Below are 16,253 nucleotides of genomic sequence, written 5' to 3'. Positions count from 1 at the left end.
TTATGCACCCGCAGCCCCCAGCAATCAAGCGGTTTCAGGGCATGTCAGCCGCGCGGTTCCAGAAGATCCCAGCGATTGCCATAAGGGTCTACAAAGACCGCAACGGAGCCGTAAACCTCGTGGCGCGGTTCTTCCAGAAAGCGCACGCCGCGGGCGAGCATGGTCTCATAATCGCGTTGGAAATTATCGGTGTACAGGAAAAATCCGACACGGCCGCCCGTCTGGTTGCCGATGGCAAGCCTCTGCGGTTCACCGTCCGCCTCGGCAAGCAGCAGGGCGCCGCCATCGGTTCCTTCAGGTTTCACCACCAGCCACCGCTTGCCGTCGCCAAGCGGCTGATCGGACAGGCATTCGAACCCGAGAGCGTCGCAATAAAACGCCTTCGCCCGATCGTAATCGTCCACAACAAGCGTGACGAGGGCGATGCGGCGGTTTTCGGCAAAGGACATCAGCCCGCCTCCGTCTCGATATTCTTCTTGCCGCGCTTGCGGATGGCTCGTTTGACCATGCCGATATCGGCACCGCCGGAAACGAAAGCGAGCACGAAATAAACCAGCATGGCCGCGAAGACGAGAGCCATGATGGTGCCCGCACGCACGAAAATGGACGAGGCGGAAGACAGTTCGAAAGTCAAATAGGTCAGCGCGTAGTGCACGAAACCGGCCATCAACGCCGCAGCCAGCAGCAAACGCGGAATGCGGGTGAGCAGCGGAATATCCACATGCCAGTGACCGCGCCACAAAAGCATGCCGAACAACAGGGCGGCATTGACCCAGCCGGCGGTGATTTCGGCAATGGCGATGCCCGGACCGCCAAGGCGCGGGAAGAGCGTCAGCGCCAGCGAGACGTTCACTACCACGGAAATCGCTGCGAAGATCATCGGTGTGCGCGTATCCTCGCGGGCGAAGAAGCCCGGAATGAAGGCCTTGATCAGCACGAAAGCCGGCAGGCCAAGACCATAGATGCCGAGAATCTGCGCCACGGTGATGGTGGCCGAGGGCGAGAAATTGCCGCGTTCATAAAGAAAACGAACGATAGGTTCCGCCATGACGAGAAGTGCTGCGGCAGCCGGCAATGTCAGGAACAGCACGAATTCCACCGAGCGGTTCTGCAGGCTTCCGGCCTCGACCATATGCCCGCCGCGCAAAGCCCGCGCCAGCTCCGGCAAAAGCACGGTGGCCACCGCGATGCCGACCACGCCGAGCGGCAGCTGGTAAATCCGGTCCGCATAGGCAAGCGACGAGATCACGCCTTCGCCGGCAGAGGCGATATTGGTATTGATCAGCAGATTGATCTGGGTGATGCCGCCGGTAATCGCTGCCGGCAGGGCTAAAACCAGAAGGCGCTGCACATTCTTCGTCAGCCGCGGCCTGCGGAAGCCGATGCGCATGCCGGCATTGCGCACGGCAATCCAGACGATGGCAAGCTGCACCAGACCCGCCGCCATCACACCCCAGGAGAGCGCATAACCTACCTGAAGCGGATCGTAATTTTTCCACCAGGCAAGCGCGAGCACGCCGATGAGGATGATGTTGAGGAAAACGGGAGCAATTGCGGCTGCGAAATAACGATGCAGCGAGTTCAGCATGCCGCCCATCATTGCCGCCAGAGACATGCAGGCGAGATAGGGGAACATGATGGTGGCGAGATGGACGGTGTTGTCGAATTTCACCGGGTCTTCCAGAAAGCCCGGCGCGATCACCGTGCGCACGATGAACGGCATCGACAATTCCATCAGGATCGTCAGGGCCAGAAGCACGGTGAACAGGACGCCGAAGACTTCCTCGGAAAAGCGTCTCGCGCCCTCCATGCCGTTCGCCTCGATTTCCTTGGCGAAAAGCGGCACGAAGGCCGAGTTGAAAGCACCTTCGGCAAACAGCCGCCGGAAGGTATTGGGAAAACGGAAAGCAGCATTGAAGGCATCCGCCACCGGGCCGGTGCCGACGGCGGCTGCCATCAGGGTTTCTCGCAGGAAGCCGAAGATGCGGCTGCCGAGCGTGGCGGTGCCGACGGTGGCGAACTTGCCGATCAGACTCATGGGCGCTTCAAGCCTTTGCCGTGCGCGCGGCCGGCAGGGCCGCCACGTCTGGGTGGGCGATGATGCCGTTCGGCATACGGTCTCGCAATTCGTCTTCCTGCTCGCTCATCACGGCCTTCAGGCGCGTGGCGATGCTGGCCTGCCGGTTGTCGTTCGTCACCTTCTGGCCGAAGAGATCAGTCACATAGAAGGTGTCGATGACCTTTTCACCGAAGGTGGTGATGCGGGCGGAATGAATATCGAGCGACAGGTCGGCGATCACAGCCGTCATATCCGCCAGAAGCCCCGGCCGGTCGAGGCATTCCACTTCGATGACGGTGAACTTGTTCGACAGCCCGTTGGAAATGATGACGGAGGGCGGAATGGTGAAGGCGCTCTTCTTCTTGCGGCTTTTGGTGCGCGTGGCGATCATCTCCGGCAGGCGCTGCTTGCCGGACAGAACCTCCTCGATGAGCTTGCCGACATTGTTGCCGCGCCGCGTCTCGTCCTCATCGATCGGAAATTCGCGGTTGATGAGGATCGTATCGAGCGCCCGCCCGTCGGACGTCGTGAAGATCTGCGCATCGGCGATATTGGCGCCGGCCGCCGCACAGGCGCCGGTGATGATGGACAGCAGACGCGGATGGTCCGGCGCCAGCACGGTGATTTCGGTGATGGCATGGAAGGAATGGGTACGCACCATGGTCGACAGCGCTTTTTCCTGCTTGTCGGCTTCACGGATGAAGCGGGTATGGCGCACCTGGTCTTCAAGAGCCACGGTCAGCAGATAAGGCTCGTAGTGCAGTTTGGTATATTTGCGCCGCGCCTTCTGGCCCCAGTCTTCGAGGGCGTCGTAAAGCGCCTGCCTGGCGATCTGCGCGCGCTCCTTGCGGGAGACCTCCGAGAAGCCGCCCGAGAGCAGCAGTTCGGTCTCGTAATAAAGCGAACGCAGCAGCTGCCCCTTCCAGCCGTTCCAGACGCCCGGACCAACGGCGCGGATATCGCAGACCGTCAGGATGAGCAGCATCTTCAGCCGCTCCATGGACTGCACCTTGTCGGCGAAATCGGTGATGGTCTTGCGGTCGTGCAGATCGCGCGTCTGGGCGACCATGGACATCAGAAGATGCTGCTCGATCAGCCAGACCACCGTTTCGGTCTGCTTGCCGGTGAGGCGAAAACGCTGGCAGAGCTTGCGGGCCACGCGCGCGCCGGCAATCGAGTGATCCTCCTGCCGGCCCTTTGCCACATCGTGCAACAGCACGGCGACATAAAGAGCCTCGCGTTCCTCGACGCTCGGCATCAGCTGGTTGGCGAGCGGGTGGGCATCGACAGCCGTTCCCTTGTCCACTTCCGAAAGCACGCCGACCGAGCGGATCAAATGCTCATCCACCGTATAGTGATGATACATGTTGAACTGCATCATCGCGACGATCTTGCCGAATTCGGGGATGAACTTGCCGAGCACGCCTGCTTCGTTCATGCGGCGCAGGGTCAGTGCCGGATCGCGCCGCGACGTCAGGATCGACAGGAAAAGCCGGTTTGCCTCTTCGTTTTCCCGCAGCTCGTCATTGATGAGCGACAACGAACGCGTGACGACACGCAGCGCATCGGGATGCAGTTCGAGATTGTTGATATCGGCAATGTGGAACAGCCGGATCAGATTGACCGGGTCGTTCTTGAAGACATCCGGCTTGGCGAGCGCGATGCGGCCGCGATCCTCGACGAATTCCACCGAGCCGGGAATCTTGCGTACACGGTGGGCGAAGCGGCTGAGAACGCCGGAAAGGCCCGGCACGTCCTTCGCCTGCCGATCTTCAAGGGCAGCGCAGACGATGCGGGTCAGGTCGCCGACATCTTTCGCCACGAGGAAATAATGCTTCATGAAACGCTCAACGGCGGAAAGGCCGGGGCGCGGCTGATACCCCAGCGCATCGGCGATTTCGCGCTGAATGTCGAAGGAAAGGCGCTCTTCGGCCTTGTTGGTGATGAAATGCATCTGGCAACGAACGGCCCAGAGAAAATCATCGGCCTTTTCGAACAGCCTGAGTTCGCGCCGCGACAGGACACCGAGCTTCACCAGATCGGCCGTATCGCGGACGTGATAATAATATTTGGCGATCCAGAACAGCGTATGCAGGTCGCGCAACCCGCCCTTGCCTTCCTTGACGTTCGGCTCGACCAGATAACGCGTATCGCCCGCCTTGCGGTGGCGCTGGTCGCGCTCGGCGAGCTTTGCGGCAATGAACTCCGGACCGGTACCGGTGACGACTTCCGACTCGAAGCGTTTCTCAAGATCGTCGGTCAGGGATTTTTTGCCGCAAATCGCCCGCACTTCCAGAATGGCCGTGCGGATCGTCATATCGGATTTGGAGAGGCGGATACATTCATCCACCGTGCGGGTGGCGTGGCCGACCTTGAAACCGAGGTCCCAGAGGAGATAGAGCACGAACTCCACGGCCTTGTGCATATCAGGCGTGTTCTTGGCCGGCAGCAGGAACAGGAGATCGATGTCCGATCCAGGCGCCAGCGTGCCGCGACCGTAACCGCCGACCGCAGCGACCGCTATCTGCGGTGTATCTTTCGGATAGACATATTGGCAGGCGAGATCATAGAGGATTTCGATCAGCCGATCCTGAAGCCAGGAAATGCGTCTGGCGCAATCGATGCCGCTGCCATCAGCTTTCAGGAGTTCCCTGGCCTTTTCCCGGCCTTCCGTGCTGGCCTTTCGAAAGATCGGCAGCAGATCGGAGCGAATATCGGCAATGCGTTTGCCGTCTTCCTTGAAGATGATGTCGCATTCGCGCTTCAGCGCCGATACATCGAGAATGTCGGAAAAATCCAGGTCCTTGATGGCCATCTATGCCGGTATCCATGTCCTGTGGGAAATCCCACCACTTGCGATGGGAGTGTCCTATAGCGAGTTTTAAAGGCGATGGACAGGCAATCTATCCCTTCAAGCCTTGCCAAGTTCTTTCTTCAACGCATAGAGCGCGTCCAATGCCTCACGCGGCGTCATTTCGTCGGGGTTGAAGCCTTTCAGAGCTTCCTCCAGCTTCGATGGTCCGACCTTGCGGGTTTCCTCGCGGCGAACCGCGATCTGGAACAGCGGCAGATCGTCGATGAGCTGGCTCGCCGGGTTCTTGCGGTCGGCATCTTCAAGCTTCGTCAGTACCTCGCGGGCGCGCTCCACCACCGATGCGGGCAAGCCCGCAAGCCGGGCCACCTGAATGCCATAGGAACGATCCGCAGCACCCGGTCCGACCTCGTGCAGGAAGATGACGTCACCTTCCCACTCCTTCACCCGCATCGTGGCATTGGAAAGGCGGCCGAGTTTCTCCGACAGCACGGTCAATTCGTGGAAATGGGTGGCGAAGAGACCACGGCAGCGATTGACCTCGTGCAGATGCTCCACCGCCGCCCAGGCGATGGAAAGCCCGTCAAAGGTCGCCGTGCCACGGCCGATCTCGTCCAGAATGACCAGCGAACGATCCGTCGCCTGATTGAGGATGGCAGCGGTTTCCACCATTTCAACCATGAAGGTCGAGCGGCCGCGCGCCAGATCGTCGGAAGCGCCAACGCGGGAAAACAGCCGGTCAACGACGCCGATATGGGCGGCTTCCGCCGGAACGAAGGAACCGATCTGCGCGAGGATGGCGATCAGCGCATTCTGGCGCAGGAAGGTTGATTTACCGCCCATATTCGGGCCGGTCAGCAACCAGATCGCGCCGTTCTTGCCGCCATTGACGGCCGACAGATCGCAATTATTGGCGATGAAGGGTCCGGCCGACTGCCGCCGCAGCGCCTGCTCCACCACCGGATGCCGCCCACCCTTGATCGCAAAGGTCATGGAAGCATCAACGATCGGTCGGCAATAGACCTGTTCGGTGGCGAGATAGGCAAGGCTCGAGGCGACATCGATCACCGCCAGCGCCAACGCGCCGGCCTTGACCGCTTCCGCCTGTTGCACAACGGCCTTGACCATGCGCTCGAAGTCTTCCAGTTCCATGGTCAAAGCCTGCGCAGCGGCATTGGCGATGCGGCTTTCGAGATCGGCAAGCTCGGTGGTGGTGAAGCGCATGGCGCCTGCCATGGTCTGGCGGTGGATGAAACGCGCCTTGGCCTCGTCCGTCGCCGTCATCACATCGGCATTGCCTGCCGTCACCTCAATGAAATAACCCAGCACATTGTTGTGCTTGATCTTGAGCGACTTGATGCCGGTCTCATCGGCATATTTGAGCTGCAACCCGGCAATCACCCGGCGCGACTGGTCGCGAAGCGCCCGCACCTCGTCGAGTTCGGGATTGGCGCCTTCACGCAGGAAACCGCCATCACGTTTCAGAAGCGGCAGATCGTCGGCAAGCATCGAGCCGAGCATGGCTTCGAGACCGCTCGGCAGGGCTTTCAAATCCGCGAGCGCCGCCGCCAGCTCGTCCGGCAACAATCCCTGATCCAGAATCGCGGCAATCTTTTCGGCAGACGCCAGCCCGTGCCTGATCGCACCAAGATCGCGCGGGCCGCCGCGCTCCAGCGCGAGGCGGGAGAGCGCACGCGGCATATCCGCAACCTGTTTCAGCGCATCACGCAGGCCGTCGCAGAGCGAAACGTCATCGATCAGATAGGCGACGGCATCGAGGCGTGTGTTGATCCTTTCCGGGTCGGTCAAGGGCGACATCAGCCGCTCGGCCAGAAGCCGCGCGCCACCGCCTGTTACCGTGCGGTTCAGGGCATGCAGCAGCGATCCATCTCTCTCGCCGGACAGCGTCTTCACCAGCTCCAGATTGGCGCGGGTGGCGGGATCGATGAAAAGCGTGGAGGCGGCGCTTTCGCGCTCCGGCGCGCCGAGCGGCGGGCGCTCGGCGATCTGGGTCTTTTCGACATAGGCGACGGCAGCGGCGGCGGCCGCCATTTCCACCCGCGAAAACGCGCCGAAACCGTCCAGCGTCGAGACGCTAAAATAACGGGCGATGCGCCCTTCCGCCGTGGCGCTGTCGAAAAGGATAGCCGGTTGCGGCACCGCCACGCGGCCAAGCACATCGAAGACCGGCCGCAGTTCCTCGTCATGAAACAGGCTATCGGCGACGATCAGCTCACGCGGATCGATGCGCCAGATATCGGCGAGCAGCCGCGTCAGCGTGGTTTCCGCCAGACGGAAGACGCCGGTGGAAATATCGATCCAGGCGAGCGCAAATTGCGCCTCGGCACTGCCGCGAATGCGGGCAAGCGCCATCAGATAGTTGGATTCCGTCGGCGACAGCAGTTTTTCTTCGGTCAGCGTACCGGGCGTGACAAGCCGCACCACATCACGCTTGACCACGGATTTAGAACCGCGCTTCTTGGCTTCCGCCGGATCTTCCACCTGCTCGCAGACGGCGACGCGATAACCGCGCAGGATGAGTTTCTGGAGATAATCATCCGCCGCATGGACGGGGACGCCGCACATGGGGATATCATGACCCATATGCTGGCCGCGTTTCGTCAGTGTGATGCCGAGAGCGCGGGAAGCCTCAACCGCATCGTCGAAGAACAATTCGTAAAAATCGCCCATGCGGTAGAACAGCAGCGAACCCGGATTGTTCGCCTTGATCTCGATATATTGCTCCATCATCGGAGTGGCCGTCGCGCGGCTCTCTTCCGAGATCAGGGAAGCGGTTGTCAGAACGTCCGTCAATGGCCTGCCGATGTCATATCGTGTTGCGGAAAAGAAGGGCCGACACTAGCGGCAATCTCCACCTTAAGACAACACACGCGGGGACGCTGCCCACAGGAACATCCCGCCCGGCTGCGCCAAAACCCGGTCAGCCGTTGATGCGCTCGGCCTCGCCGCCGTAATAGCTGATGTAACGACCGGCGATGGACGAAACCGGCAGGACCACGAGGACGTCGGTGGTGTTGAAGGCATGGTCCACGACCGCGCCGGAGCCGAACATGGCGCCAAGGCGCATATAGCCCTTGATCAGCGGCGGCATGGCGTTCAGCGCCTTGCGGGCGTTCAGCGCCTCTGCCGGGACGAGGTCCATCTCATGGTAAAGCTCGGGAAGGGCGGAAGCTTCCCACTCGCCCTTGGCCACGCAATTATGATGCAGGAAAGACAGGGCAAGCGCGTGGGCTTCCGGCTGCACGCCGGGGAAGGAGGCACAGCCGATCATCGCGTCCATGCGGTGTTTCACGGCATAGGCCCAGTTGCCCTGCCACAGAAGCTCGACGGTGCGCTTGGTGCGATATTCGGGCAGCACGCAGGAACGGCCAAGCTCCATGAAGCGCTTGCCGGGATGGCGCGCAACGAGACCGGCGATGTCGAATTCGCTGGCGGAATAAAAACCGTTATTGGCAAGCGCGATTTCCTGCCGCAGCAGGCGATAGGTGCCGACGATCTGGTCTTCGCTGTCGCCTTCGATCGCCTTGTCGAGCACGAGCAGATGGTCGCAAACGCTGTCCCAGGCATCGATGTCGCGCTTGCGGCGCATGGCTTCCGCGGGAAGCCGCGCCTTCATTTCCTCGACGAAAACCCGGTAACGCACGGATTGCGCGGCATCGATCTCGCGTTCATTTCTGGCGAGCCGTGTTTCCAGCGTGCCGATACGGCCGAAAAGACCCTCATTGTCCTGAGCTGCCTCGGGACGAGGATTAATGACAACATTGTTTTCACAAATGTCGTGATTGAGGATTTCGGCAACCATGGGGAATCGCTCCGCCACCAAAGAATTTTCCTGTCATAAATCACTAATTGACGACAGAATAGTGACAAAATGCCGCCAGCGCGAGTCTGTCAAGTTATGATAGCGACAGGCGTTTCGCCTCCAGCAGACGGCGAATTTCCTCAACCAGCCGTCGCGGGTCGGCAGGCTTGCTTAAAACCGCACCGACACCGGCCCCAAGCAGGATTTCGGCGGTCGCGTCACTCGCATCCGCGCTGAGCACGATGACGGGAATATTTCTTTCGCCCTTCAGCATATGGAGAAGGTCGGGAAGCACATCGAGCCCCTCGCCGCCCGGCATGTTGAGATCGGAGACGATGAGGTCAGGCAAGCGGGATGCGCCCGGCTCCACAGATTGCCGCAACGCCTCAAAATCCTCGACAGCGCGGACGATATAGCCGCTTTTTTCCAGGACGGCGCGGATGATGCGCTGATTGACGGCATCGTCTTCGGCCACGAGTATCTCGATACCGCTCGCCCCTTCCGCCACCCGTGAGGAAAATCCCACATCCGGGTGGTTGTCGTTGATGGCGTCGCGCCTCTCAATGCCGCGCAGACGGCCGCACAGGACGTCGATCAGGGATTTTTCCCGCAGCGGCCGGATCAACCAGGCGTCGAAGGCCACATGCATGGTCGACGGCCGCTCTTCGGGGCTGACCAGCAGCGTGCGGCGGACATTCTGTTGCGGCCAATCCTTCAGGGCTTCCCTGAACAGCGGCGAAATGCGCCGGTCGACGATGATATCGGTAAGGTCAGCCGCCCGTGCGGCAGAACCCTTCCTCAGTTTTTCCAGATCCTCAGGCTGATGGATGAGAGTGCATTGACCACCGAAAGCCTCGATCGCCTCCATCGTCACCGCCGCCGCCACGCCCTTCGGGGCGATGAGCAGGACATTTGTATGCCGCAGGCAATGACGCCTTGCCGGATCCGCCATTTCGGCAGGCGCGCCCGCGGGGCGAAACGCCAGTTTGAAAGTGCTGCCCTTGCCCTTGCGGCTGGAAACCGTGAGGCGGCCGCCGAATTCCCGCACGATACGGGCAGAAATCGCAAGTCCAAGGCCGGTGCCGGCGCTTCGCTGCGACAACGGGCCCGCCTGCTCGAATTCCCCGAAAATGCGGGCCTGTTCCGCCCGGCTCATGCCCGGGCCGGTATCCTCGACGGCAATGTGCAATTCGTCTTCGGCCATGCGCGCCCGGATGACGACGCCGCCTTCCTGCGTGAATTTGACGGCATTGCCGAGGAGATTGAAGAGGACCTGACGTAGCCTCGCCGGGTCGAAATCGAGATGATCGGGCACATTCGGCGCAACGAAGGAGGTTATTTCTATGCCTTTTTCATGGGCGCGATGGGCCAGCATCTCGACGATGCTCTCAATCAGCCGGCGCAGGTTTTCCGCGCGCGGATTGAGCCTGAAGCGGCCGGCCTCCATGGTCGAATAATCCAGCAGATCCTCGACAAGCTGCACCAGCGACTGGCCGGATTGCCGCATGCCATCGAGATAATTTCGCTGCTCCTCGTTGAGCCTCGTCTGCGACAGAAGATGGTTCATGCCCAGCATACCGGAAAGCGGCAGGCGGATTTCATGGCTTACGGTGGCAAGCAGCCGCGCCTTTTCGGCATCGGCCTTTTCGGCGCGCAGCCGGGCGTCTTCGCGCTCGCCGAGCGCAAGCCGCTCTTCGGTCACGTCTCTGGCGATGCTGCTGATGAGAAGACGGCTGCTTGCCAGATCGCGGGTCACGACATCATGCCAGGAAAAGATGCGCTGACCGAACGGGGTCGCGATCTCCACATCATAAGCATGGACCTTGTCGCCCGGACGGAAAGCGATGCCGATTTCCTCGCAGCTCAGCCCCTCGGGCGCCGCACAGCCGGTCATTTCGCGAAAGACCCGGTTCGCTTCGACAATGCGCCGGTTCATGTCACGGATCACGACGATATCGCCCATGAATTCCTGCATCTCGGCAATAAGTGAGCGGTTTTGCGTTTGCCGCAGCCGAAGATCGGAATCCGCAGCCCGCACGGTGGGCTGATGGAAAGATTCATCAAAGAGCGCATAGAGCAGGACACCGACGAGCACGGCGCCAAAGAAGGTCGCCAGCGCAACGGTAACCGCATAGGGCACCGCAAGCGCGATCAGGGCTGCGGAAAAAGCCCCGACCGATAACGAGGCGGCGACATAGAGCGCAATCGACCTGGTACCGGTCGCATGTTCTTCATCCGCATGGCGCGTTGTTGCCTCGACACGATCCCCCGGCTGCGCCGCCGTCGCGGCCAGGCCCAGCTCATCTGAAACTTTTTGCCGAAGTCTTACCAGTTCGCTCATAGGCAACCGCTACCACGGCAGCGGTTTTGATATGTTTGGCTGAAACCCTAAAATTTTACTTTTTAGCCGTCCGGGCGTGCAAAAACTCGTCGAGAATGACGCAGGCTGCGCCGATGGTTATGAAACTGTCAGCCAGATTGAAGACCGCGAAAGACCATGTCTGCGTATGAAACAGGATATAGTCGATGACATGTCCATAAAAAAAACGGTCGAGCAGATTGCCGGCTGCACCCGCAATGATGAAGGCAAAGCCGAGATGGGCAAAGGTGCGGTCCGCCGCCGTCTTGCGCCACAGCCATAAGACGAAGACCACGATGACGAGCCGCATGCTGACGATAAACCAGCCGTGCATGTCCTCCAGCATCGAAAAGGCCACACCGAGATTGTAGGTGCGGTAAAGCGCCAGGAACGGGGCAACGGGAACCATCTCCTGCAGCGGCAGATAGGCTTCGACCAGCTGCTTGACGATCTGGTCCAGCACCAGTGCGGCGACGATCAGAGCGAATGCCGGGCCGAATTTCGAGAACAAAGCCGCTTTGGCCATTACGTCACCGGTGCGAGTTCGAGGAGATGTCGCCGTGCTTCAAACAGCATGACGGCAGTTGCGATGGCGAGATTGAGGCTGTCGGCGCGGCCCTGCTGGGGAATGCGCGCGAGCTGGTCGGCCTTGCCGGCGAGTTTCGGCGGCAGGCCGGATTGTTCATTGCCCATCAGGAGCACGACCGGCTTTCCGGCATAGTCGATCTTTCGATAATCCACTGAGCCGGCCAGATGGGTGGCGACGACGCTGACCTGTGCCGATTTTTTCCAGGACAGGAATTCCTCGACCGAAGCGCGGGCGACGGGCGTGGCGAAAACCGACCCCATGGTGGCGCGCACCGTTTCCAGCGAAAACGGATCGGTGCAATCCCCGACGAGAATGACGCCCGAAGCACCCGCCGCATCCGCTGTGCGGATGATGGTGCCGAGATTGCCGGGATCGCGAACCCGGTCGAGCGCGATATAGGTCTCACCCTTTTCCGGGCGGATATCCTTCAGCGGCTTCCATTTCTGTTCGAAAATGCCGACGACCATCTGCGGATTGTCGCGGCGGGTGATCGAGGCGATAACTTTTTCGCTGACTTCGAGCACCAGTCCGCCCGATGCGACCGTCTTCACCGCCGCCTGCTCCACCAGCGGCTTGCCCTTGGCGGCCTTGGCATAAACCAGCGTCTTGATCGTCCAGCCCAGTTCGAGCGCGTCGATGACCAGCTTCAGGCCTTCCGCCATGAAGGTGCCGGTCTCTTCCCTGCCCTTTTTCTGGGTGAGCGCCTTGATATCCTTGATGATGGGATTGGCAAGGCTGGTCACTTCCTTGACCTGGCCAACCCGGCGCGTGGTGTTTTCGCGCATATCTTTCATCATTTCGGCTCCCAGCGGCTGAATAGCGATGTGGAAAGCACACGACCCGGCGTCTTGCCATCAAGACCGGCCTCGCGAATGACGAGTTCGCCGGACGCGACAACGCCACCGGCGCCGCGCATGGTTTCACGCATCAGCTCATGCATCGAATAGAAGCTGGCCCTGATGGAATAGGCCGTCAGCACAAGGCCGAGCGCCTTGGGCGACAGGATTTCCCGGCAGATATCCAGCATCAGCGGCAGATGGTCGAATAATTGCCAGACCTCGCCATGGGTGCCGCGGCCGAATTTCGGCGGGTCGGTGAGGATGATGTCGTAGCTATTGCCGCGACGCTCCTCACGCTGGATGAACTTCATCGCGTCTTCGCAGATCCAGCGGATCGGCGCCTGTTCAAGCCCGGCGAGCGCCTGATTTTCCTTGGCCCAGCCAATTGCCTTCTTGGATGCATCGACATGGGTGACTTCAGCGCCTGCGGCCGCCGCGACCAGCGACGCGACGCCGGTGTAACCGAAGAGGTTCAGCACTTTCAGCGGCCGGTCGGCGGTCTCGACGGCGTTTTTCAGCCATTCCCAATGGACGATCTGTTCCGGAAAGACACCAACGTGACGGAAAGCGGTGAAACGGCCAAGAAAGTCGACCCCGAGCAGGGATAGTGGCCAAGTTTCGCCAAGCGCCGCCTTTGGAAAACGCCAGCGGCCCATGCCGTCCTCATCTGTATCGCCGGTGAAAATGGCGTCGGCATTCTGCCATACACGGTCGGGAACCGACGGTTGCCACAGCGCCTGCGCCTCGGGACGGACGACGCGATATTCGCCGTATTGTTCGAGCTTCAGGCCGTTACCGCTGTCGATCAGGTGAAAATCGCCAGCACCGCTCGATTCCAGAATAACCGGAACCTGTTCAGCGGGACGGTCGCCGGTGCGGGGCTTGAGCGGTCGCGCAGGCACCTGCTCAACGGCTGTCGCCGGAGTAACCTTTTCCCTCGGCGCGGGTTTTGGCACGCTGCGGACTGCGTCCGGCTCGCGCTTTTTCGGTGCCACTTCCGCCCGCCGTGCCGGCTTTGCGGCATGAACCTGTTTTTTCTCGCTCCCGGCACGTGCACGATTGCCCGGCCGGCTGTCTTTTTTCTTCAATGGAAATCTTTCCGCTTCTGCCCGCGTCTTATGGCGCAGCAAATAGCATTCCACGCGCCGCTCGCCTAGAGCCGGAACGAATGTCGGCTACATCACTTTGCCGGGAGTTGACCGACATTGGTAGCATGGCCGGTCGCAGCGGCTTTCTGCCGGTTGGCCTCGTCATGCCAGCGAACGGCTTCCTTCGCCTCGATGCGGGCGCGTTTGCGATGTTTGCCCTGGGCGAACCATGTGGCCGCCGATCCCAGCAGCACACCGAAAATGACCGCCAGAAACAGGAATACGAAAAACGGCGCGGTGAAAGAGAGAACGCCATCTTCCGGTCGGAACGGATTGAGCGCCAGCGTCACGGATTGACGATTGGCCACGCACAGGATGACGAGAATAATCGCCAGCGGAAGCAGGATGATGAGGTTGATGATTTTTTTCGACATCCGAGAATACTCCATCGCTGCGGGGCTCCGCTAGCTCCGTTTCCGGCGCGGGCAGTAAGGACGATCAATCGTCCTCTTCGTCACCCATACCGGGGTTCAGGCGCTCACGCAGTTCCTTGCCCGTCTTGAAGAAAGGCACCCATTTTTCCTCAACGAAAACCGACTCACCCGTGCGCGGGTTCCGACCGGAACGCGACGGACGGTTTTTCACCGAAAATGCGCCGAAACCACGAAGCTCGACACGATTTCCTGCCGCAAGGGCGTCGGTGATTTCATCCAGCACCGCATTGACGATGTTTTCCACGTCACGGTGATAAAGGTGCGGGTTACGCGCAGCAACGATCTGCACCAGTTCAGACTTGATCACGGTTGCCCCCTGAAAGAATTGGATTTTTAACGCGGCTCAACCTGCCAAACGGAAACAAGACCGTCAAGAAACAACTTGTCCGTACCGAGCTGGCCGGGGCCTGCGAAGGGAATTAAATCGCCATATCCCAGAAACTTCGCTATTTGCGCAACACTGAAAAGCGCAAAAGGCGAGCGGGATGACGGCGCGCGCCATTCGACGATCGGCAAATCCTTGGCAACACCGCGTGTTTCGAAATAGCTGCGAATTTCCTTTTCGCCGCCCAGCGTATCGACCAGCTTGTTGGCGAGCGCCTGCCTGCCGGTGAAAATCGATCCATCCGCCAGTTTCAGCACGTCTTCGCGCGGCAGCTTGCGGCGATCAGCCACAAGGTCGACGAACCAGCCATAGCTGTCCATCACCATGGCGCGGATCATCGTCTTCGCCTCCTCCGGCGCCTCGTGGAACGGCGAAGGCTCCGCCTTCATCGGCGACGACTTGATTTCCTGCAGCGAAACACCGAGCTTTTCCATCAACTGGCCAAGCTGGGGGTACTGGAAGATCACGCCGATCGAGCCGGTTATCGAGGTCTCGCCAGCGACGATGACATCGCCTGCCGATGCGATCATATAACCTGCGGAAGCGGCGAGCGTGCGCACATCCGAGACAACCGGCTTCTTTTCCGCAACGCCTCGAATGGCCTTGAAGATGCGCTCACCGCCATAGGTGGTGCCGCCTGGCGAGGAAATCGACACGATCAGCCCTTTGACATTCTCGCTCTTGGCGATCTTGTCGAGCCGCTCGAGAAGTTCGGTATTGTCGGTGATCAGGCCGGAGACCTCGACGCGGGCAATATGGGGCTTCGCACTTTGCTGCGGTCCATCCCATAAAAACCGGTAAAGACCGAAAGCGCCGGCGACAAGCAGGAGAACGGCGGCAATCCGCCAGAAAGTCAGCTTGCGGCGCAACCGCCTGCGATCCGCTATCGCCATATTGTCCATAAAAACCTCTGTCATCCGCTTTTGCGCTTCAGGCCATATGGTTCTTCTAACGCGAAGCCGCAAGGAAACAATAAGGAAACCAGAATTACGATAAAATTCGCATTTCCCTTGCACCTCTCCAGACAAAAACCATATTGGCAGGACAAAGCACTCATGCCAAAGACATTTAGATAGAGACACAAGCTTCGATTGTGCGCCAGAATGGCGCCCTAGAAGCATTCCGGACCCACTCTTATGCTCGAAAGACTCCGCGAACCCGCGCCAGCATTTTCGCTGCCCAATGACCAGAACGGCGCCTATGACACCGCGCTGCGGCATTCTGCGCGCGTAAAGCGGCTGAAAATCATTCTGCCGCTCGGCGCGGCAATCATTTCGCTCGCCTTCATCGCTGTTTCGGTTATCCGAACCTGGGCGCCCGACGAGGTCTCTCTTGAGAGCGCACGAATTGAAGACGGCAAGATCGTGATGGAAAAACCCGCTGTTGCCGGCCGCAACGAGAAGGGGATCGATTATTCCATGAACGCCGACCGTGCGTTGCAGGACATCGCCAACCCCAATCTCATGACGCTTGAGAAGGTTCTGGCGGCAGTGCCGGTAAACGACAGTGTCGCGCAGGTGATCGCCCAGGAAGGCATTTTCGACCGGGCGACCAACAAGCTGAAGATGACCGCCCCTTTTGACATCAATCTCAGCAATGGCATACAAGCGAAGTTCCAGTCTGCGGATGTCGATCTGAAGGCCGGGAAAATGAGCAGCCAGGAGCCGGTTTCGATCAAAACAAACGACGGCTCGATTGTTGCGCAATCGATTGACATCGCCGATAATGGCAAGACAATTACATTTTCGGGGCAGGTACGGGCACGTATCGCTGCATCCAATATCAAGAATGAAGGCAAGTGAGAG

At 60.0% G+C, this 16,253-nt stretch carries 13 protein-coding genes; 1 reads left to right on the top strand and 12 read right to left on the bottom strand.

Going from position 1 to position 16,253, the window contains the following annotated elements:
* Positions 1 to 44: 44 nt before the first annotated feature.
* From L901_RS18225 to sppA, 12 genes are all read right to left on the bottom strand, one after another.
* Positions 45 to 449 carry a VOC family protein gene (locus tag L901_RS18225; protein WP_059759348.1) on the bottom strand — a complete coding sequence of 135 codons (405 nt, stop codon included), beginning with the start codon at positions 447 to 449 and terminating at the stop codon, positions 45 to 47.
* Positions 449 to 2,038: a murein biosynthesis integral membrane protein MurJ gene (murJ, locus tag L901_RS18220; protein WP_059759345.1), complete on the bottom strand. Its 1,590-nt coding sequence runs from the start codon at positions 2,036 to 2,038 to the stop codon at positions 449 to 451. The genes L901_RS18225 and murJ overlap by 1 nt, the downstream gene beginning before the upstream one ends.
* Positions 2,039 to 2,045: 7 nt before the next feature.
* Positions 2,046 to 4,874, bottom strand: a complete 2,829-nt coding sequence (locus tag L901_RS18215; RefSeq protein WP_059759343.1) for a [protein-PII] uridylyltransferase — start codon at positions 4,872 to 4,874, stop codon at positions 2,046 to 2,048.
* Positions 4,875 to 4,970: 96 nt separating this feature from the next.
* Positions 4,971 to 7,685 carry a DNA mismatch repair protein MutS gene (gene mutS / locus L901_RS18210; RefSeq protein WP_059759340.1) on the bottom strand — a complete coding sequence of 905 codons (2,715 nt, stop codon included), beginning with the start codon at positions 7,683 to 7,685 and terminating at the stop codon, positions 4,971 to 4,973.
* Between the two features lie 127 nt (positions 7,686 to 7,812).
* Positions 7,813 to 8,694 (bottom strand): GNAT family N-acetyltransferase, encoded by an 882-nt coding sequence (locus tag L901_RS18205; protein ID WP_003520073.1) that lies wholly within the window; start codon positions 8,692 to 8,694, stop codon positions 7,813 to 7,815.
* Between the two features lie 94 nt (positions 8,695 to 8,788).
* Positions 8,789 to 11,035 carry a hybrid sensor histidine kinase/response regulator gene (locus tag L901_RS18200; protein WP_059759337.1) on the bottom strand — a complete coding sequence of 749 codons (2,247 nt, stop codon included), beginning with the start codon at positions 11,033 to 11,035 and terminating at the stop codon, positions 8,789 to 8,791.
* Positions 11,036 to 11,090: 55 nt separating this feature from the next.
* Complete coding sequence (gene lspA / locus L901_RS18195; RefSeq protein WP_003520075.1) at positions 11,091 to 11,579, bottom strand: signal peptidase II; 489 nt, start codon at positions 11,577 to 11,579, stop codon at positions 11,091 to 11,093.
* Positions 11,579 to 12,439, bottom strand: coding sequence for an RNA methyltransferase (locus L901_RS18190; RefSeq protein WP_059759335.1), 861 nt, complete (start codon positions 12,437 to 12,439; stop codon positions 11,579 to 11,581). The genes lspA and L901_RS18190 overlap by 1 nt, the downstream gene beginning before the upstream one ends.
* Positions 12,436 to 13,569: a class I SAM-dependent methyltransferase gene (locus tag L901_RS18185; protein WP_059759332.1), complete on the bottom strand. Its 1,134-nt coding sequence runs from the start codon at positions 13,567 to 13,569 to the stop codon at positions 12,436 to 12,438. Before L901_RS18185 ends, L901_RS18190 begins: the two co-directional genes overlap by 4 nt.
* Before the next feature lie 92 nt (positions 13,570 to 13,661).
* Positions 13,662 to 14,003 carry a LapA family protein gene (locus L901_RS18180; RefSeq protein ID WP_059759329.1) on the bottom strand — a complete coding sequence of 114 codons (342 nt, stop codon included), beginning with the start codon at positions 14,001 to 14,003 and terminating at the stop codon, positions 13,662 to 13,664.
* Between the two features lie 64 nt (positions 14,004 to 14,067).
* Positions 14,068 to 14,394 carry an integration host factor subunit beta gene (locus tag L901_RS18175; protein ID WP_219256707.1) on the bottom strand — a complete coding sequence of 109 codons (327 nt, stop codon included), beginning with the start codon at positions 14,392 to 14,394 and terminating at the stop codon, positions 14,068 to 14,070.
* A 2-nt stretch (positions 14,395 to 14,396) separates the two neighbouring features.
* Positions 14,397 to 15,350: a signal peptide peptidase SppA gene (sppA, locus tag L901_RS18170; protein WP_059759505.1), complete on the bottom strand. Its 954-nt coding sequence runs from the start codon at positions 15,348 to 15,350 to the stop codon at positions 14,397 to 14,399.
* 234 nt (positions 15,351 to 15,584) lie between these two features.
* Here sppA and lptC point away from each other — a divergent pair, with 234 nt between their 5' ends.
* The gene (lptC, locus tag L901_RS18165) at positions 15,585 to 16,250 is read left to right on the top strand and encodes an LPS export ABC transporter periplasmic protein LptC (protein ID WP_059759327.1); all 666 of its coding nucleotides are present in this window, start codon (positions 15,585 to 15,587) and stop codon (positions 16,248 to 16,250) included.
* Positions 16,251 to 16,253 lie beyond the last annotated feature (3 nt).

It is taken from the genome of Agrobacterium sp. D14, assembly GCF_001526505.1.
In the GTDB taxonomy this organism is placed as follows: domain Bacteria; phylum Pseudomonadota; class Alphaproteobacteria; order Rhizobiales; family Rhizobiaceae; genus Agrobacterium; species Agrobacterium leguminum.
This window is presented reverse-complemented; position numbering and strand designations above follow the sequence as displayed.